Origin of the sequence: Endozoicomonas atrinae (assembly GCF_001647025.1) — a bacterium.
GTDB lineage: Bacteria > Pseudomonadota > Gammaproteobacteria > Pseudomonadales > Endozoicomonadaceae > Endozoicomonas > Endozoicomonas atrinae.
Window position 1 is genome coordinate 1 of record NZ_LUKQ02000100.1, and the last position, 19,596, is coordinate 19,596.

Annotated in this window: 17 protein-coding genes; 5 read left to right on the forward strand and 12 right to left on the reverse strand. The window is 45.0% G+C overall.

Features of this window, described 5'->3' with window-relative positions; all coding sequences use genetic code 11:
* Nucleotides 1–149: 149 nt before the first annotated feature.
* The 12 genes from AK963_RS14750 to AK963_RS14805 form a co-directional block, all read right to left on the reverse strand.
* Nucleotides 150–557: a type IV pilin protein gene (locus AK963_RS14750; RefSeq protein WP_066016214.1), complete on the reverse strand. Its 408-nt coding sequence runs from the start codon at nt 555–557 to the stop codon at nt 150–152.
* A gap of 4 nt (nt 558–561) precedes the next feature.
* A complete protein-coding gene (locus AK963_RS14755; RefSeq protein WP_175404529.1) occupies nt 562–5,043 on the reverse strand; it encodes a pilus assembly protein in 4,482 nt (1,493 codons plus the stop codon).
* A 164-nt stretch (nt 5,044–5,207) separates the two neighbouring features.
* Nucleotides 5,208–5,756 (reverse strand): pilus assembly PilX family protein, encoded by a 549-nt coding sequence (locus AK963_RS14760; RefSeq protein WP_066016216.1) that lies wholly within the window; start codon nt 5,754–5,756, stop codon nt 5,208–5,210.
* 11 nt (nt 5,757–5,767) lie between these two features.
* Nucleotides 5,768–6,796, reverse strand: coding sequence for a PilW family protein (locus tag AK963_RS14765; protein WP_083232668.1), 1,029 nt, complete (start codon nt 6,794–6,796; stop codon nt 5,768–5,770).
* Nucleotides 6,793–7,272, reverse strand: a complete 480-nt coding sequence (pilV, locus tag AK963_RS14770; protein ID WP_083232669.1) for a type IV pilus modification protein PilV — start codon at nt 7,270–7,272, stop codon at nt 6,793–6,795. Before pilV (AK963_RS14770) ends, AK963_RS14765 begins: the two co-directional genes overlap by 4 nt.
* Complete coding sequence (locus tag AK963_RS14775; RefSeq protein WP_066016218.1) at nt 7,269–7,796, reverse strand: GspH/FimT family pseudopilin; 528 nt, start codon at nt 7,794–7,796, stop codon at nt 7,269–7,271. The genes pilV (AK963_RS14770) and AK963_RS14775 overlap by 4 nt, the downstream gene beginning before the upstream one ends.
* Nucleotides 7,797–7,996: 200 nt before the next feature.
* Entirely contained in the window at nt 7,997–8,404 is a 408-nt protein-coding gene (locus tag AK963_RS14780) for a type IV pilin protein (RefSeq protein WP_083232670.1), read from the reverse strand.
* A 1-nt stretch (nt 8,405) separates the two neighbouring features.
* A complete protein-coding gene (locus AK963_RS14785) occupies nt 8,406–13,175 on the reverse strand; it encodes a pilus assembly protein (protein ID WP_083232671.1) in 4,770 nt (1,589 codons plus the stop codon).
* Between the two features lie 45 nt (nt 13,176–13,220).
* On the reverse strand, nt 13,221–13,844 hold the full coding sequence (locus AK963_RS14790; protein WP_066016220.1) for a pilus assembly PilX family protein: 624 nt from the start codon (nt 13,842–13,844) through the stop codon (nt 13,221–13,223).
* Nucleotides 13,844–14,893, reverse strand: coding sequence for a PilW family protein (locus AK963_RS14795; protein ID WP_066016221.1), 1,050 nt, complete (start codon nt 14,891–14,893; stop codon nt 13,844–13,846). Before AK963_RS14795 ends, AK963_RS14790 begins: the two co-directional genes overlap by 1 nt.
* Nucleotides 14,890–15,486, reverse strand: a complete 597-nt coding sequence (gene pilV / locus AK963_RS14800) for a type IV pilus modification protein PilV (protein ID WP_066016222.1) — start codon at nt 15,484–15,486, stop codon at nt 14,890–14,892. The genes AK963_RS14795 and pilV (AK963_RS14800) overlap by 4 nt, the downstream gene beginning before the upstream one ends.
* Complete coding sequence (locus AK963_RS14805) at nt 15,477–16,103, reverse strand: GspH/FimT family pseudopilin (protein WP_066016223.1); 627 nt, start codon at nt 16,101–16,103, stop codon at nt 15,477–15,479. Before AK963_RS14805 ends, pilV (AK963_RS14800) begins: the two co-directional genes overlap by 10 nt.
* A 370-nt stretch (nt 16,104–16,473) precedes the next feature.
* Between AK963_RS14805 and AK963_RS14810 the strand changes: the two genes are divergently transcribed.
* The 5 genes from AK963_RS14810 to AK963_RS14830 are packed head-to-tail and all read left to right on the forward strand — an operon-like array spanning nt 16,474 to nt 19,512.
* Entirely contained in the window at nt 16,474–16,956 is a 483-nt protein-coding gene (locus AK963_RS14810) for a GspH/FimT family pseudopilin (protein ID WP_083232673.1), read from the forward strand.
* On the forward strand, nt 16,947–17,384 hold the full coding sequence (pilV, locus tag AK963_RS14815; protein ID WP_066016224.1) for a type IV pilus modification protein PilV: 438 nt from the start codon (nt 16,947–16,949) through the stop codon (nt 17,382–17,384). The genes AK963_RS14810 and pilV (AK963_RS14815) overlap by 10 nt, the downstream gene beginning before the upstream one ends.
* Nucleotides 17,385–17,389: 5 nt before the next feature.
* Entirely contained in the window at nt 17,390–18,454 is a 1,065-nt protein-coding gene (locus AK963_RS14820; RefSeq protein ID WP_066016225.1) for a PilW family protein, read from the forward strand.
* Nucleotides 18,455–18,459: 5 nt separating this feature from the next.
* A complete protein-coding gene (locus AK963_RS14825; protein ID WP_066016226.1) occupies nt 18,460–18,939 on the forward strand; it encodes a PilX N-terminal domain-containing pilus assembly protein in 480 nt (159 codons plus the stop codon).
* 12 nt (nt 18,940–18,951) lie between these two features.
* Nucleotides 18,952–19,512, forward strand: coding sequence for a vWA domain-containing protein (locus AK963_RS14830; RefSeq protein ID WP_066016227.1), 561 nt, complete (start codon nt 18,952–18,954; stop codon nt 19,510–19,512).
* Nucleotides 19,513–19,596: the final 84 nt, after the last annotated feature.

Here is a 19,596-nt window from a genome sequence, read left to right on the forward strand (position 1 = left end):
TACTGTCCAGAGCAGACTTAACTATGATTTCCATGAGAGGAGGTATCAACAGATAGATTATTAGGATTCTCTACTCTGGTTGATTCCTCTCATGGTTGCCTATTTCGGAAAACTGTCCGGACTATTGTATTAAAATCAATAAAATAAAGTTACCAACACCCCGTAGAAGTTGCCCCGTTTGAGTTTGTACTACCTCGTCTACCAACATTATCTAATGTTAATGTTCTGCAATTCGTATCCAGAAACTGAGTACTTGTATTTCTTGCTGTTGCCGTCAACGTAAATGTACTGTCTGTCGCCGCCAGTGTAATTGCATAATGTCCCTCTGGAGATGCACGTCCTCCCAAATCATTAATATCGGTACTATACCTATTATCGTATATATAAAACCTTTCCTGTTCGGCTGCCGCGGCGGTAAGCGCTACATAAGCATCTGACCGTCTGCTATCTTGCACATATGATTGGTATGCAGGCACTGCAATTGCTGATAGGACAGCAATAATTGCAACAACAATAATAAGCTCAATCAAGGTAAAACCCTTATCTATTTTCCCCATGTCATCACCGTGGAATATTATGAATTTGTCTCCAAGATTGACGGCCTGGATCAGAAATACTGTACTCTAAACTCGTATTAGAGATGTTACCGGCTTCCCCCTGAATAATAACACTGGTTTGTCCATCACCAGATTGATGAATTATAGGGGCTGGAGCCTTACCAGCACCTAAAGCAACTCTTTTCACTGATATACTTGAATCTGTAATAGTTCCTACTGTTAACACCCTCTGAATATTTGCAGGAATAGCAGTTCCTGTCTGATAATGCTGGGCTCTTAGAAAGCTACTTCCATCAACCTGACATTGATCGGCAGGAGGTTGATATTCCGTAAAGAGCAGTAGGGCGAATGTACTGACTGGAGAACTAAGGCTTTTATTACTTGGATTACTTCCATCATGTTCAAATAAATTAATCCAACCAGCTTCATTCTTAATTCCATTCCTTAAGGCAGTAAAGTTATCTACGGTTACACCAGGGCGTATGGTAAATATTGATGAAAAGTCTCCATTTGCAAGGACCTCAATATCCGAGGTATCAATCAAGTCACTTTTCAACACTTGCCCAAAAGTAAACCCAGATGAATTTTGGGGTTCTTTAACGCCAAAGAAATACTCCTGGGATGCATCCAGACTATCACTTCTTATCAGCTCACGCCCTGTTCCAGAAAAAACCCAACGCTCATTATCATTATTTGTGATTGCCAGGGGCTTTGAAGTAATTGGCCTGCCAATATCAAGAAAGGTATTAACCGTCCAATTATTCGGTGATGGATCTTCAATGTTAATTCTCATCAACTGTCCACTGAGCGTCGACGTTTGTACACTGCCAAAATAGACTGCATCATCATAATTGTTATTATCCCAGTCAACTACAGACATGTCACCAGAATAAGAGTTTGCCAAGCCAGTATCATAAGGATTAAAGCCGCTTAAAAACTGATTAGTCTTCAGGTTATAAACAAACACTTTCAGGCTCTGATCACTGGTGGCATTATCGAGAGCATTTCTAATTCCAGTTGAACCACTTCCTCTAGGCCCAGAACCAAACACCAAATACCATTCATTGGTTTGTGGGCGGCTGTAATCTCCAGAGCTATCAGGAAGCCTCCTCTGGATAAGCTCTGGTCTCATGGTGGTAAAGCCCATATCAGGATGGGTAATTTCGGCTAAAACTTTGGGTGGTTTTTCAGGGTTGGTAATATCCATCACAACATACGCAGAACGTCGGGTTACCGTACTTCCCCCGATGGATACGTCTATTGGCCCACCACCAAGCCCCATACCCATTACCAATACCGTTCCCCACCCCTTAGGATGATCCGCATCGTCTGGAAAAATATTCGCATCAAAAATAAGTGGCTGACCATCCATATAATAAACATGGGGGTAAGACGGGTCAGTTAACCATTGCAAGTGAGGCAGAAGGTTCATTGGAGCATAAGCCCATATCTCTCCACCTAAACGATGACTGGTCTCTGAGCTTTTACTTAAAGCAAAAAGCTGATTGGTTTCATCCCAGAACCCAGCATTAAACGCATGAATAAGGCCATCATTACCTCCAACATAAATAACCTGTCTCCGATTTTTGTAGTGCTCAATGAACTCTAAAAAGGTTGCGTCATTAGGATTGAAGGATCGTCCATCTCCATAAAAGCCTGACGGCTTTGAAACCGATAATGGGTTTGAATGAATGATATCGCCTAACCGCCATACATCCAGACTCCCATCATTGTCATAATCAACAGAGCGTGAGCGATATCCGGGTTGATCCTCACCACGGATATATTTTATTAATGGATCAACGGTACCTGAAGAAACTCCCAGAAAACCCTCATTACCACCACCAAATGTCGAGGTAATCAGCGGCTGTTCTTCACTCGCTCCAACAACACCATCATTATTGCTATCGATCCATGTAAACATGTACCTGCCCATATTTGATGGATCTGAATATGTTCTCTGCCCTAGTACATTTGTCAAATCCATCAGCTCTTCATGAGCGCTCCATACTGGCTTTAAATCATCCAGACTGACCGTACTTCCCTGAGGCACCAGCGTTTTTCCACCATCTGTTGATGAGTACCTTTGCACAAGAGTCTGGTTGACTGAGGCGTCAAAGAAGAGATTAACGGCAAAGTCAGTACTGAAATCATCAAGCGCATCATTGCCATTCGTGTCTTCACGAAGGTTTCCTGATGCGTCAATAAACAAGCTGTTTAAAAGCCCTACCCACCCAATTTCTTTCACCTTGGGTCTGAACAGCGCCTGGACAGCAGTACCCACACCACTTGCGCTGTTGGAGACCAAGGCAACATTTGAGGCTGCAGAGATCCTGCTGACAATGTCCTTTAAAATCCTTGAAAGCTGTTCCTCAAGCAGAGCTGGGTTATTTGAAAAAAAGTAATTGTCCGGAATACCATCGGCACCGAGGGAGCCCGTGAGATTATTTTTGTTATCCCACTCCCTTGAGTCATCTGGCGTACCGTCCCTGTCAGCATCATGGTTAGGTGTACCATCGCTGTCTAAGTCAGTAAAGCCTCCATATTTAGCCATTAATTGTAAAGGAGATGGTAAAAACGCTGATGTGCTGCCAGAACTTACAGTATATATTTTAGAGATGGGTGTTCCCTGGCCTTGCTTTAACCCTCCACCAGGACCTTTAGCATATATCCCATAGATACCATCTTCAGTGGTTCCACTAATTGTATAGGAGAACCCTGGACTAGATGTGGTAAATTTTGCCTCAAACCGTGATGTGATCTTGATTTCAGAACTAGAGATTGCAGGGGTGCAACCATCTAAAATGCAAAACTCAATACTGGATGAAGCATCAAAATCATTATCACAACCAATTTCTTCGCAATCTTCCCAGACAAAATAAAACTTTCCGCTTTTACCATCTGAAGAAAGGCTTTCCACTGTCATAGACTTGTAGTGCACCACATCTGAAACAGGTGAAAAACTTACAACATTACCATTGACGGTGACAGAAAGTTCTGGCGTGGGGTTTTCAATCTGAACGATATAAGTTCTGATTTTTTGATCTCCGTCAATAATACTATTAACATCATTATTGACTGCATAATATGAAAGCCCTGCACCCTTATATCCCCCTTGCTGCCGGGGAGCTGATGGACAAATACCGATAGCAGAAGACAAATTTGTCAAGTTTTTACTATCGCAAATACTATTACTTCCTCCATAGAAATATTTTCCAGGAAATCTAAGCCCTTCCAGTGTCCCAATTGTATCTGTCAGACTATTAATACTTGAAATACTCGTACCACCTGGAAGATCCGAAATAAGAGTTAGATCGTCAGTATCAAAACTCGGTAGAGTACTGCTAATAATGATAATTGAGCAGCTTGCACATTTATTTGAACTATTTATAGGAGAAGACCATGATTCTTTGTAGAGTCCATATGAACTGTCATCAGAGTTATAATTGGTGTTTTGTGCTGATTCCCCGGAAAAATACCTTAAAGCATCCAAATACATCTCCGCTATTGGATTACCAAATCCTTTTTGGCCAGGTTGAAGATAAAATTCACTCATATGGTAAATAATACCTCTAACAGAAGGATTATAAATACCTGAATTTAAATCAACCTCGTCATTGGCTGAATTTTTATTACCTGACAATTTTCCTATATTTCGCCTAACTACCCCCCCTTTTTTTCTATTATTTATGGTACCACTCATTAGCCCAAATAATACTTCCCCACCTTCACCATATTGCTGCAAGAGCCCTATTGGTTTGTAATTCCCATTAGGGTACTTTTTACATCTTCCTGAATCACTTGTATCCTTCCCATTAACACATACTTTAACTCTCAAATTTAGCTCTTCCAGCTTATCAGATATTGATGGAGAAAAATCACTATCCCACTGACATTGAATCCCCTCTGTCAGAGCCCATCGAAAGTAAGAGCCTCTTGCAACACGAATGGCGGGTGAACTACCATAACTGCATATCGTGATTGAGCCGCTGTATGGCGTGTAATTATTTGTGTCTGTGCCATTATAAACTTTAGCAAATGCATCTAACTGAGTTGAGAGTGAGGCTCTTTCAAGTATTGTATCTGTTGATGTATCTGTGGAACGTTTACCTCCAAAGAAAACTCTTCTAACTAAATCAATCCTTGTCATTGTTGCCCAATTTAGAAAATTTCCGCTCCATGGAGAAGCACTGGTCGTACAGTGATGTGAATTCAAGCCTGTTGCAGGAGCACTTGGCTCAAACTTTGAATCAAAATATTTATAACACCAGCCACTATCAAAATACCCTAAGTAATTTATATCATCATTATACTGTCTATCAAGTACACCATCACCATCAATATCACTATTATCCGAATAAGACTTTTTAAACATCTCATGATCATTTGACATCAAAAGCATAACCAAGGGAGGAGAGTTTGTAGTCCCCTGACTGGGGCTTGAAGAATATATTGATACATTCCCAAATACCGGCTGCTGACTCATCAGTAACAACATCAGTAGGAACTGTTTCTTAAAACAATTAACCTCTCTGAATCTGAATAACGCTAAAATACTTGCAACAACACACTTAAACATTGGTGAATTTATCCCAAGATAAGTGCATACCTTAATTAAGGTGACATCTCTAAACCGATCCATAGTTATACTCACCATTTATAAGTTGATTGTAACATTACTCTTGCACCATCATTTGCCATAACAGACAGTGCAGTTATCCGATAAATTCTTGACCAATCCTCTGGATTCGCCGGACTTGGTGTTACACCTGTAGGATTTCTTGGCACGTAACACAAAAACTCAATTATATAGCGACCTGCCAGAGCCCCACTTACACTCGTAGCAGTTATATGTCTTGTATTATCAGTCCAAATAGCGGCTAGTTCCCATGGACGCTGATTTCCTGACCTACAACTGACAGTACTGGTTCTATCACTGCCATTAAAACAAAGGCCATTGGTGCAGTTATTATCAAATAGAGAGACATCTGAACAGGCCATATTCTCACGAATGCACTGCTCTGCCTCAAGTAAGATGGTTTCAGCAGCAAAAAAAGTAGCTTGCTTTGTTCTGAAATTAGAAGAAGTACGCTGCTCCAGACTTGAAAACTGTACAGATGCTAACCCAGCCATAATCATCAATGTCATAAATATCATTGTATAGACAAGTGCGGTTCCTTGTTCGTACTTCAAATTCATTCTTCGCACCTTTAGTTCCGTACATCAATCGTCATCACATACTCTCTTCTTAAAAAACGATCGGTTGGTGTTACCGTCGAACCATCAAAAAAATAGTCTCTTGGAGATGGCGCCAATGCACTATTGCTTCTGGTTAGAAGATGAACTCTGATTGCCGTAACTTGCTGCCAGTCATCGTGTCGAAAGGTTCTGTCGCCAGCACGAATAAATCGATTAACAGAGCCATTTCCATTGGTATCCATACCGTAATAAATTGTCATACTTTCAATCCCGCCAACAACAGGAAGAGCATTGGCATCTACCAGAGATTTTCTATATAAAGTACTCACTCCATTCGCGGGATCAGGCTTGATAAAATAAACAACTGAATCGAGAGGCCTCATTGAACCAGGATTAAAAGAGATTGTTCCTCCAGAAACAGAGCCATCATAACATTTAAAGTTGCCCCTTAAAGCCACTGAACAATTACTGAACTGTGCTGAACCACCTGTTGTATAAGAAAGAGTATTACCAGTAGTAGCGGTTGTATAAACCAAGCTGACTTGTTGACAGTCCTGCCTGATAAAACCAACAGGAAAGTTTGCTGCGGCCGCAGTCCCCCAACCTACATCAAAAGTTACTTTTCCAGTAGTAACATCGTGATTGGATACATTGAATACAACATCAGGAGACAACTTAAATATAATGATTCCTTCTGATGCCGAATTTGCATCAACCATACTGACAACATCAGCTTGACTGATACCCTGAATTTTTTCTTCAGTGATAATCCAACGATCTAACGCATCCCTGTTATTCATTACATTCGATGTATCAAAATCATCACTACATCCTGTGTATCCAGCCTGGCGAATGTCATTTGAAATCGAATATAGCGCGATCCTTCCAGATTCCTGCATAAGACCGAACTGGTAATTTAACTGATCGGACAAGCTTGATGACGTAAAGAGTCGTATAGCCACCGTAATTATAAACAAACTAATGAGCATTGAAATTATCAATTCAATCAAAGTGAACCCATTACGATAATTACTATTCACACTCCCCCCTGCAAAACAATAGATCTCCTAGAAGAGGTAGCTCCCTTAATATCATCAAAAAATATGGTAATAGTATATGATCTTCCTTCAGGAGTATCAGTAAATGTTATTGAACCATCGCCATTTGGTAACTGACGATTAACAATGAACTTCCACTGATTAACATCATAACTTGCCAACTCAGCAGGAGTGCAAGTTCCAACGACACAGTCGTTAGGATAAGCAGTAGGTATAGACCCTATAGCTACCGTGTAACCTGCCCCATCCACAGAAACAACTCGGTTAGCTTTAATTCGATCCAGCATATCATAACCTAAGGCATTGGCTGTATTATTAAAGTAAGCAATTTGTCCGTAAGACAAACTCCTTGATTGAATGGCTGAAATACCAAGCATGCCAGACGCCAGAATCAATACTGCAATTAAGACTTCAATTAATGTAAAACCATGATCCTTGCTAATCTTTAAAAAAGTCATGGACAAGTTACCGCATTATTTTCAGCCACCCGTCCTGAAATATTTACAGCAATACCTCTGACAATGCTTACATCTCCATTAATATCACAAATTCTCAGATTTCCCTGAGCACCTGCCAAAACATCACCCTCTCCCCGAAACGTAATACTTCTTGTACCAGTCCATGTCAAATTGGCCACTCTTGGAATTGTTACCACTTTAATCAGCTGATCAGCTCCTGCATCTAAAACACCATTAGCATCAACATCCAAAAAAATTATCCATCCGTCATTCCATGAGTTAGAAGTGGCCAAACATGTTGCACTGTCATTAGATGGACAAACTGTTACATTACCACCCTGCTTCATCGCTTCAGCCCTGGCAAAAAACAAACTGGAAATCAAGGAACGCTGAATTGAGTCAAAATTTATTGAATTCGATACCCCTTGCAATCTTGGAAGCGCTATAGACATAACAATCGAAATGATGAATATTACAATCATCACTTCAATTAATGTAAATCCCTTGTAGACCTGAAGTGGCATCACTAACACCCTTATCAATCCCTTAGATAAATTCTAGCAATAGTTTTTTATATTTATTAACTATCAATAAGTATTTAACAAACATCTCCTACTGACAGAAAACCATCTTTTTTTTAAAAAAAATATTTTTCCACAATAGAAACATTCATTTATTGGCGAACCAATAAAAAAATTAAAAAAAAACAACTTAGATCAAAGTATTATTTCCAACACGACTCAGGTGCCTGGATTCCAAAATGATCCAGAGTCAGTGCTGTACAACCTGAATCACTTGCTTGAACTTCTGTAGTGATGGCTGTCGCCGTCAGGGTAAATGCAGAACCATTAGCTTCAACGCTGATCGAGTAATACCCTTCTGGAGAGCCACTCCCACCCAGGTTATCAATAGAGTCGGTATAGGTATGATTTATGGAGTACCAGCGCTCCTGAGCCGCAGCGGCAGCCGTCAGGCCTGACCAGGCATCGCTGCGTCGAACTTCATACATATACTGGCTATATGATGGGTAAACAATTCCCGCCAGAATGCCAATAATGGCAACAACAATAATCAGCTCCGGTAATGAAAAGCCCTTTGCATGACTCTTTGCCATTGGTTTGCCTCTATTCATATTAATCAATCCATGGAATTCTGAAAATCTGCCACCAGCTCTGCCGTCCTTCCGAGCTGAAACTGTACTCAAGATTCGTTGAGGTAATACTGCCTCCCGCTCCCTGGGTCACAGCAGTCAGCTTTCCATTTTCTCCCTGGTGCGCCACCGGAGAAGACGCATAACCAATGCCCAAGCTCACCTTATCCAGTGAACGCTCAACTTCCAGATTATCCACTGGCACACTGCCCAAAACGGCATCGGGCGACGCAGTACCGGTTAAGTAATGCACAGAATAAAGAGAGCTAGTACCATCAATGGAGCAACTGTCTGCTGGTGGGCTGTATTCAGTAAAGAGAATCTGAGAAAAAAGCCGCGCAGGCTTATTCACACTTCGTCCCGAAGGGTCAGAGCCATCAAAATTGAGAGGCCGCTTCCATCCCCCCTGTTCAGCCACCACCGTCTGCAAGGTTCCAAAACTGTTGATGGTTTGAGAGCCCACTGTAAATGGCTCATAAGTGGATCCCGACTTCTGCAGGACATCGCCATTGGTAAAGACAGCCACATCGCCCACATTGACCAGGTCACTCTGACTTACAGATGCATAGGTAAACTCTCTGGTACTGTTTAATGGCTCCTTAACACCATAAAAATAGTTGGCTGCTGTATCACGATTATCGCTATTAGTGAGCAACCGCCCTGTACCAGAATATACCCAAAAGCTGTTTTCATCGGTCACCGTCATGGGGGGCGCCATAATCGGCTGCCCGGCATCCATAAACACATTCAGGCTGGAGCTGCCCAGCGTCGATGTCAGCCTGAGCCTCATCAGCTTCCCGCTCAAACTGACTCCCCCGGTCTCAACCGTGCCAAAGTAAACGGCATCATCCTTGTAATCCCTGTCCCAGTCTTCCGCAACCATGTCTCCTGCATAAGCCGAAGAATAAGAGGTTGCCAGGGGGGCAAAGCCAGGCACAAATCCCTTATTACTCAGGTCATAAACAAAAACCTGTAAGTTCTGATCCGACGTTCCCTGCTCCAAGGCTGATCTCAAGGCAGCACTACTGCTGCCTGCTGGTCCGGAGCCAAATACCAGATACCATTCATTTTGTGATGGATTGCTCCAGTCCGTCTCTCCATTGGCATTAACACCAGCCTCACGTCTTTTAACCAAGGCGGGTCGTGAAGTTGTGAACCCCAAATCGGCATGCGTAATTTCAGCCAGCAACTCGGGTGGCTGCTCCGGATCAGTGATATCCAGTACGACCCAGGCAGAACGCATGGTGCGAGTTTCGCTATCTATGGTGACATCAATATCACCTCCACCCAGCCTCATACCCACCACCAGGACCGTTCCCCAGCCACCAGGGTGGGTACTGTCATCAGAGAAGATATTGGCATCAAAAACCAGCGGTTCTGAATCCATGTAATAGACATGGGGATAATCCGTTTCAGTGAGCCAGCGAAGATGGGGTAACAGGTTCATGGGTGCATAGCTCCAGAGCTCAGCACCCAGCGGATGCTGCACCTCACCATTACTGGTTGTACGCTGGTAACTGTAGGAGCTCTCTTCCCAGAATCCGCCATTAAAGGCATGAATCAAGCCATCATTGGCCCCAACGTAGAGAACATGCCGACGGTTGAGGTATTGATTGTGGAAGGTTCGATAGCTGCTGTCGTTGTAATAAGAGTCATAACGACTGTCCGGTGCGGCCACCAGTCTGGGTGTTGAGTGAACGATATCGCCAAGACGCCAGACATCATCAATACCGTCTTCATCAAAATCGATGGTGCGGGAACGGGTTCCGACCACTTCCTCTCCCCGAACATAATTAACGACAGTAGCGACTTCACTCGCGGAGATACCCAAATACTCCTCATTTCCAGTAAAGGTTGAGGGCATAAAGGGGAGTTGCTCTCCATCGTCCACCTGCTGATTGTTATTAATATCCAGCCAGGTCAGCATATGTCTACCACCTGAGGCTAGAGCGCTGTAGGTCCGCTGACTGGTCAGATTGGAGAGTAAAGACAACTGTTCTCTGGCATCCCAGATGGTTTCCAGTGACGAAAGCGGTTTAAGAGCACCGTCTGCGGATAGCGTTACACCAAAGTCATTGGAGGTATATCGCTGAACCATTGTCTGTCCAGCATTAGGATCAAAAAACAGCTCAACGACCTTATCCGAGCTATAGTCATCAAGCTGTGCATTACCATTACCGTCTTCACGAATATAACCTTTGCTGTCAATAAATAATGAATGAAGCAACCCACCCCAGCTAATGGATTTGCCATCTACCTCCAGGCTGGGTTGAAACAGCGCCTGATACACGGCGCCGGTTCCCGTAGAACTGTTCGCAAACAGTGCAGCATTGGTTGCTGAAGAGACCCGGCTCGAAATATCGGATAGCACCTGTTCAAGCTGCTCTGCCAGAAGCGATGGGTTGCGGGAGAAAAAGAAGTTATCAGGAAGACCATCAGAGCCAACAGCCCCTGTTTCATTATCCCTGTTATCCCACTCCCTGTAGTCATTCGCCTCTGGAATACCATCACCATCAAGGTCAAAGCCGGGAGTCTCATCACCGTCCAGATCAATAAAACCTCCATATTTGGCGGCAAACCATATGGGCTTGGGTAATATGATCGCTGCACTACCAACCACGGCATCAAAGATCCGTGTAACAGCCGTGCCTTGCCCCTGAGTGGTTGCAGAGCCGGTATCTTCGGCAAAAGGAATCTGGATACCATCCTGTGAAGTGCCTGTAACCGTGTAGGAATACCAGGTTTCAGCTCCAGCATTCTTGGCCTCCTGTCGGACTGAAATCTGAACCTGAGATTCGCCAATGGCTGGCGAACAGGCATCTCCTATGCAGTACTCAATACTTGAGCTGGCGTCGTAGTCATAGTCGTTTCCCCAAAGAGAATCTTCCCAGGTGAAGAGAAAGCGCCCACTTTTAGAGTCCGCTGACAGGAAGTCCACCACGACATCCGTCAGCGAACATTCACTTCTATTGCTGTGAGCCTGACAGACAGGCTGAAAAGCGACTGTTTTTCCGCCAACATCCAGAGAAAATGAAGGGACATTTTCACTCACCTGAATAACATAGCTCTTAACCGACTGAACACCATCCAGATCTTCCCTAAGATCCGTTTTTCGACCATGCCAGGCTAAACCGGCAATCTGGTATCCGCCCTCAAGCTGAGGGAGCTCAGGGCAAATCCCACGAATATCTGAAAGTCTGGATATTTCCGCTTCCTCACACTGTCGGTCGCCACCATTTTTATCGACGAGATAGGTTCCCGGAAAGCTGACCGCTGGATTCGTAGCAGCCTCAATAACCCCGACAGCATCAGTCAGACTATCAACTCCAGCAGAACCATTAATTCCGGTCACATCGTTGGCAGCGCCAAATTGGTCAGCATCAAAGGAATTCAAACCAGTAGAAAGTAAAATAATCGAGCAGTTAGCGCAGGGGTTATCAGAAGTCTGAGGTGAAACCCAGCTTGCAGCAGTAATACCCGGAACAAAGTAGTCATCATCCTCCGTGTAATACTGATTCGAAGGTGATACTTCGCCGGAAAAATAGCGCAGTGCCTCCAAATACATCTCTGCAAGCGGGTTACCCCAGTTGCTGCAGTGTCGGCTGGATTTCAGGGATCTGGCAAGTCCTCCCTTGAATGTATCCACTTTAATCCCATAGGTACTGCAATCCAGGTATTTACTACTGCTGAAACTGTATTTGGCAATTCGGAACGTATTAATGTGCTGAATAATACCGTTCACACTACTGTTGAACTGACCAGTAGCGAGAATGACTTCATCGTTACTGGCATCTTCATTACCCGCCAATAGGGTAATATTCTGACGAAGGACACCACCGGCAATATTGTTATCATAACCACCACTGATCAGACCAAAACGAATACCCCCACTTTCCCCATACTTCTGTAACAAACCTGTTGGTTTACTCACACCAGATGGGTACAACTTGCAGCGGCTTTCATTACTATCATCTTTCCCGCTGACACAGCTCTCAACGTAAACGCTGTTTTCAGCCAGAACCTGACTATATGGCGGGCTGTTAGGATCACTGGAGCTCCACTGACACTGCCTGACTTCCGTTGATGCCCAGCGCGGCCAGGTATCTGAAGCCACTCTCACGACCGGAGTACCATTCTCACTGGCTGCAACACTGCAGAGGCTGATATCACTATTGTTATAAGGGGTAAAATTTTCTGTTGGAATGCCAGAAACGCTGCTTCGGTAAACCTTAACAAACGCATGAACATCCCTTGGAATATAGGCTCTTTCCAGAATGGTCTGACTGGTAGTGTCGGTGGAGCGCTTGCCTCCAAACAGGACGGTACGAATAACATCCATACGCGTCATGGAAGCCCAGTTTAAAAAGTTACCGCTCCAGGGAGCTTGAGACGTTGTGCAGTAATGTCGGTTATCTCCAGTGGCTTCAGCTACCGGCGAATAACGCCCGGAAGCGTATTGATAGCACCAGTTACTGTCGAAGTAACCCAGATAATCAAAACTGTCCACATAGCTGGTATCCAGCCGTCCATCTGAATCCAGGTCGGTATAATCGCTGTATGCTTTTTTGAAGAGTTCATGATCAACGGACATCACCAGCATGACCAGTGGTTCCGAGGTGTTACTGACTAAAGGTGGCGTTGCTGCATAATCACTGGAAACAGCTTCAGCACTGGCCCTCAAAGAAAACAGTAACAGCAGCCCTAGCAACATGCCTTGCTTGAGAGTAAATCGTTGTGAGGTACATCGATCCATGATCACCTCCACTTCCCTGTTAATATTTCACAGCTGACTCAACAATCAGCTGCTCTTCTTATACGACGATTGAAGCATGACCCGCGAATCACCTGAGCCGCCAGTAGCCAGAGCAGTAATCCGATAGAACTGAGCCCAATCCCCACGATTAGCTGGATCAGGCAAAGGCCCGGGAGCTTCTTTGGCAATATAGCAGCGAAACTCAATAATATATTTGGCCTGAGCCGATATACCGCTGATTGAGACTGTTGTTACTCTGTGTCGTCCGTTATCACTCCACACGGTGCCAGTTAACCATGGCTCAGAAATACCAGGAGCACAGCTACCAATATCGTTAATATCGCTTCCGGCAAAACAGTATCCATTGTCACAATTCACGTTAAAACTGGATAAGGCCAGCTCATTATCCGCAATGAAATTTTCAGCCTCTTTTAACGCAGCCTCTGCGGCATAAAATGCCATCTGCTGATCCTGATAATTACCGCTCATTTTTTCTTCAAGCGTTGCCATTTTTACAGCGGTTAAACCAGAAACCGTAATTACCAGTAATATCACCAGACTAACCAGCAATACACTCCCTCTCTTGTATGTGTCAGGGTTCAGCCCACCTCTTCTTTGCAAAGAAGAGGCATGTTGTCTGGTTCTTGATGTGTTTAAGAAAATCTCCATCACAACCCCCGGTTCCTCAGCTTAATCGTTTTCATAAAGCTTCGGCGAACGTAGAGATCATTCGGCAGCACTCGCTGGCCCGCAAAGAAATAGGCCTGGGCTTCCGGAGCCACTTCAGTGAAACTGCGAACCAGCAGTTCAAGCTTGACGGTAATAATGTTCCGCCACTCATCGCTGTAGGGTGTTATTTCAACAGCCGTCATATAGCGGTTGGCAACACCGTCATTATCACTGTCCACCCCATAGCGAATGTTCAATCCTTCAATACCTTCAACCAGCGCTTCTGCATTGATGCTATTACCACTGGTGTATTCACCCGCAAGCTTCCGGTACAGTGTCGGTACGTTATTACTTTCCCTTAGATAGAAAGCATAAGACTGTAAGGGTGCCAGCCTTGACCCCTGGTGGTTGATATTACTCGAGTCAACCGTACTGCCATGACAGCTGAAGTTACCCTGTAACTGACTGATACAGTTGTAAAGGCTGCCACTGGCTGCAGCTGGATGGGTTACAACACTATTGGTTGTTGCAGCACCTGCCCGGAAAATGGAGACCTGTCCACAATCCGATGAAATCAGTGCCAGAAGATCACCTTCATCATGGCCATGGCTTTCGCCCAGTGTGACTGTAGCCGTACCCGTATTATGCCCACTGACCAGAGCGGCCTGATTGCTATCAACACTGTGAATAATGATTGCTTCAGAGATCGCATTGCTGTCCAGTTGTTGCTCAACACTGTTGCCAGAGGGAATTCCCAGAACCCCTTTATCAAAATGCATCATCCATTGACGGTTATCGGTTTCGGTATAGAGTAAATTGGCCAGGTTCGCCTGAGCCGGACAGCCAGAATAGGCCGCTGTACTGATACTTTGACCCAGAATATCCAGGGCCAGTCGGGCACTTTCCTGAACCCGGGCCAACTCATCCTGCAACGCCCACGAGCGACTGGATGCCAGCACCAGATGACCAACACCGGTAAAAAGCACCAGTCCAAGTGCCAGGGCAATCATCATTTCAACCAGTGAGAATCCTTTCTCAATCTGTTTCATAGTATCCCCCTTAATACAACATCACTCAGGGGTACCCTATTGCCCATATCCGGGAAACTGAGGCGAATGATATAGGTTCGAACACCATTACTGTCCAGGTAGGTAATTGAGCCCTTACTTCCTGGAAGCTGACATGTCAGCTGGAACTTCCATTGAAGAATATCATAGGCCGCCATCTCCTGAGGGCTGCAACTTCCTGTTTCACAATTATTGGGATAACCACTTTCAATGCACTGGCTGTATTCAAGATCATTCAAACCAACCTGATAATTCGTCCCACTTCTGGCCAGGCTATTGTTGGCCTGAATACGATCCAGCATATCGGTCGCCAGAAAAGTAGCCTGTGACTGCACATAGGATGACTGGTTATACTGCAGACTGCTGCTATGCACTCCGGCCATTCCAAGAATGCCTATCGTTATCACCAATAGACTGATGAGAACTTCGACCAACCCAACACCGCGATTTTTTTTCTCAGGCGTCTTTTCAGCCCTAGCTCTGTTCCTTTGAGCCTTTGTGGTGAATGTATTTGTTCTGTTCCTATCAATCGCCAAAGATAACGCAGGGACAAAAAAGTAATCACTTAACTGCATGCTCCCTGCTCCTCCGTCCGAAGACGTCCTGTCATACTGATGATAATCGCTTGTGAATCACTGCTACTTTCCTGATCACACACCTGAAAAGTACCTGCCTGTGTAGTCTGTCCACGACTATTGAAGCTCAGGCTGTAACCGCGATTCCATAGGATTGAGATGAGCTCTGACTGCTCTGTAACACGACGAATCAACTGATCACTGTCATTCAGCAGACCATCATCACTTTCATCCGTAAAAATAAGCCAGCCATGATGCCAGCCAGAGTTACTTTCATCACAGGTCAGGTCATCCACGGTACTGCACAATGAAACGGTACGTTGTCGTTTGATAGCCTCGGACCTGGCCAGCATCAAACTGCCATAAAGTTCATCTGCAACATTATCGATCCGGTTATTTACAATTAGGTCTTTCATACTGGGAACAGAAGCTGCGATCAAAATAGCCGCAACCGATAAGGAAACCAGCAACTCAATCAGAGAAACACCCATTACTTTTGAAGGAGAAAACCAGTGTTGGGGAGGATGATTAGACAGGAAATAGCGATGACTCTCATATGCGGTATGAGAGCTGGCAATATGATTTACTGAGAAACGATGCCCAACCTTGTACTTCATTGCCCAATCCCTGGCACTCAGTCTCACTCATTAGTTTGTGGAATCCAGCCACCTGAAGCAGATGCTCACACTGAACCTGCAAGCAAGCTTTCTGGTGGAAAAAAACCACGTCTGTCACTCCATTATTAAACCCTCAGGATAAAGTGGTTACGTTTATTCTATTAGTGGCTTTTTTCCTTTGACCAATGGTTCACTGTGATCATTTCCCTGAAAGCCCCATTTAAAAACCAGAGAAGTTCTTTTAACCAGCACTATGCAGTTCATCGCTATTCATTACCATTGATCGACATTTATTAGACGAAAATTCATGACTATGACCTAATGCGCCCAGACTCACTTTGACCAGTTAATTCCTGCTTACCAACAAATAATGACAAAGCAATTTTCTAACGGTTTTACCCTGCTTGAGCTAATGATAACCGTTGCCATTCTTGGCATTCTGTTCGCCATTGCTTACCCCAGTTTTGAAAGCAGTATTCAGGACAATCGGCTGACCTCACAAACTAATCGACTTCTTGCTGCCTTTCAGTTTGCCCGTAGTGAAGCCGCTGCCAACAATACCACTATCACGGTCTGCAGTTCCGGGAATGGCCAAACCTGTGATGGCAATAACGGTAACTGGAGTAATGGTTTTATCGTTCTGGAAGGCGCCACGGTCCTGCAGGAGTTTGACGGGCTGGAAGGCAACAATACTGTCAGGGGAAGTGCTCAAATATCATTCAACAATCGGGGAACTCTTGCTAACAGCGTTCAGTTAAGTCTTTGTGACAGGCGAGGCAACGACGCTGCCAGAGGTATCTGGATAAACGGCGCAGGTCAGGCAAGAGTTGGAGGAACCCCTCAATGTATTTAAGAACAAAAGGCTTCACTCTGATTGAGGTTCTGGTCGCCATGCTGATCCTCAGCATCAGCTTATTGGGCATGGCTGGCCTGCAGATCATGAGCCTTCAGTCCTCTGGCAGCTCGCTATCTCGGAGCCAGGCAACCATGCTGGCTTATGACCTGGCCGAAAGAATGCGCCGTAATTCTGATCAAAGCGGTTTTTATGTAAATAACCTTGATCAAACGATTACTTCCCCAGACTGCCTCAGTACCGGCTGCTCGCCTGAAGAGCTGGCCCGGGAAGATATCATCCAGTGGCAGACCAGCCTGCAGGATATCAATGGCGCGGCCACTATTGCCTCGGTCGATAATGAAATCACACTGGAAATCAGCTGGAGTGAGAGCCATTACGGTAATGGCCTGTTAGACCAGTCCTACGAAATGACCTTTGAGCTGTAATTAGCATGGAAAGACTCCGGTTTACCCGTCCTCAACAAGGTATCAGCCTTATTGAGCTGATGATTGCCCTGACACTCAGTTCATTACTGATGCTGGGTGTCATGCGGATGTTTGTGGACAGTTCTCGCTCCAACGCATCGGACAGTGCGCTTGCACAGGTACAGGACAGCGCCCGCATTGCCATGGAAATGATCAAGCGTGATGTTCGTATGGCGGGATACCGTGGCAGTTGTGTATCTGCTGATGCAGAGATCACTTCCGGCTCTCTGGTAGATTTCAGCAGCCAGTCCGTTATTGGAGTCGAAGGTACTGGCACCAACAACGATACTCTGGCCATCCTGACTGCTGAAGAGCTGATGCGGCCAGACGATTTTACCAATCCCACCAGCCCACTGACTCCTGTTTACGCTACCGCTTTTGATAATTCAGGGAAAATAACTTTTAGCAAAGATATCTGTTATTCATCAGATGACGTATTCCTGATTTCAGACTGCCGTCAATTGGCAGTATTTTCTCCACAGGAATCACTTTATGAGTGCAAGGATGACCCCAGTGAAACAACCACTGCAAACAGTATGACGGCTATTGGAGCGGGGAATAATATTATTTCATTAAAAGACTATGTTGTTCCGCCCGAGTGCAGCACAGACATTACCACCTGCCCGACGCTCCATAACCTTGGTTCAACCACTGGCCTTATTTATGACATTCGGAACTCTGGTAGAAATGGTTCCGATGGCTTACCACTCCAGGCCCTGTTCCGGGATGGAGAAGAGATGGTAGAAGGCGTCGAAAACATGCAGGTGCTTTACGGTGTCAGGGACGGGAACAATATTCGTTATACCTCAGGATGCACCCAGGCAAGTTTTGATAATGGCACCTGCAATCCTGGCAATACCTCTCATATTCGTATCAGCCTGGTTGTGGCATCCAGCAATAATGTCACCAACACCAATGAGCAGCGGACGTTTGACATCCTGAATCTTAACAATAACACCACATTAGCAACCAACGACCGACGCTTAAGAAGAGTCTTCACTACGACCATACAGCTTCGTAATCAGGGGTAATCACTTTGACCATCCGGGGGAGTCAGCAAAGTGGCAGACAGCAGGGCGCCATTCTGTTTATCTCATTAATCATTCTGCTATTAATCACCATGGTTGCTATTGGCAGTACCCGCCTGTCAACAATGGGACAACGGGTTTCAATGACCTACCAACTTCAGAATACGACCTTTCAGGCTGCCGACAGCGCACTCAGAAGTACCCAGCGTTTGCTGGAAGAGAGTGCCTTTGCTCTTGAACAGGCGTCAAATGGTAACTTTCAGCCTGATCCTTACGTATATACCAATGGTACAAACAACCTCACGGTGAGAGCGGTTACCGAAACCACACTGCGGGAAAAAATATCAGATTCTGGCAGAAGCCTGGGCGTCGGCAAAGGTTTGCCACAGACATTTATTTATGAAACCACCAGCACGGCCCAGATTGATGGGTATGACATCGTCACCGAGCTGGAACAGGGCTATCAGATCAGAACACTGGATCAGTAACAAGGCAGTTTTATGAAAGGCTACTCACTCCTCAAAAAGGGACTGGTTACCTTAACCAGTGTCTTCTATTTGTCGTCCGCCACTGTCACCTGGGCTGATGATACGGATATCTATCTTCACAACCCGAACCTTGATAGCAGCGTTAAGCCAAACGTGTTGTTTATTCTCGACAACTCCGGATCCATGGCCTGGGACATCAATGGTGATGATGACAGTCGTGAACCTTCCCGTATGGAAATCATGCAGGAAGCCTTTGAAGACATTATGAAGAGTTCTTCAAACCTCAATGTCGGCCTGATGAAGCTGTGGGCCCGCCGGGGTGAAGACAGCCGCCTGACGTTCCCTGTTACTGATATGGATCAGCCAATGGGCAGCTCCATCATTATTGATGGTTCCCCCGATCTGCTTGAGTCATCAGACGATGCTTATGAGCTGGCCAATCAGGTTATACCAATTGAATTTTCTAACTACTGTATAACTGCCCAATCACGGGAGCACAGACTGAACAGTCGACCAGCTTCGCTGCAAAGGTTATTCCAAGCTTCACAGCAACAATCTACAATATTTTCATAACCTGAAAATGCTTTGTTTGATAAGTCATGCTCCCGCATCCACTCCCATAGCCTTTCTGAGCTGTTTAACTCCGGTGCGAATGGT

Excerpts from the sequence above, each read along its gene's own strand:
- AK963_RS14790 (WP_066016220.1), bottom strand. The coding sequence starts at position 13,844 with ATGGAGATTTTCTTAAACACATCAAGAACCAGACAACATGCCTCTTCT.
- AK963_RS14820 (WP_066016225.1), top strand. The coding sequence starts at position 17,390 with ATGGAAAGACTCCGGTTTACCCGTCCTCAACAAGGTATCAGCCTTATT.
- AK963_RS14780 (WP_083232670.1), bottom strand. The coding sequence starts at position 8,404 with ATGAATAGAGGCAAACCAATGGCAAAGAGTCATGCAAAGGGCTTTTCA.
- AK963_RS14775 (WP_066016218.1), bottom strand. The coding sequence starts at position 7,796 with ATGCCACTTCAGGTCTACAAGGGATTTACATTAATTGAAGTGATGATT.
- pilV (WP_066016224.1), top strand. The coding sequence starts at position 16,947 with ATGTATTTAAGAACAAAAGGCTTCACTCTGATTGAGGTTCTGGTCGCC.
- AK963_RS14785 (WP_083232671.1), bottom strand. The coding sequence starts at position 13,175 with ATGGATCGATGTACCTCACAACGATTTACTCTCAAGCAAGGCATGTTG.
- AK963_RS14795 (WP_066016221.1), bottom strand. The coding sequence starts at position 14,893 with ATGAAACAGATTGAGAAAGGATTCTCACTGGTTGAAATGATGATTGCC.
- AK963_RS14760 (WP_066016216.1), bottom strand. The coding sequence starts at position 5,756 with ATGAATTTGAAGTACGAACAAGGAACCGCACTTGTCTATACAATGATA.
- AK963_RS14805 (WP_066016223.1), bottom strand. The coding sequence starts at position 16,103 with ATGAAGTACAAGGTTGGGCATCGTTTCTCAGTAAATCATATTGCCAGC.
- AK963_RS14830 (WP_066016227.1), top strand. The coding sequence starts at position 18,952 with ATGAAAGGCTACTCACTCCTCAAAAAGGGACTGGTTACCTTAACCAGT.
- pilV (WP_083232669.1), bottom strand. The coding sequence starts at position 7,272 with ATGACTTTTTTAAAGATTAGCAAGGATCATGGTTTTACATTAATTGAA.
- AK963_RS14750 (WP_066016214.1), bottom strand. The coding sequence starts at position 557 with ATGGGGAAAATAGATAAGGGTTTTACCTTGATTGAGCTTATTATTGTT.
- pilV (WP_066016222.1), bottom strand. The coding sequence starts at position 15,486 with ATGCAGTTAAGTGATTACTTTTTTGTCCCTGCGTTATCTTTGGCGATT.
- AK963_RS14755 (WP_175404529.1), bottom strand. The coding sequence starts at position 5,043 with ATGAGTCAGCAGCCGGTATTTGGGAATGTATCAATATATTCTTCAAGC.
- AK963_RS14810 (WP_083232673.1), top strand. The coding sequence starts at position 16,474 with ATGACAAAGCAATTTTCTAACGGTTTTACCCTGCTTGAGCTAATGATA.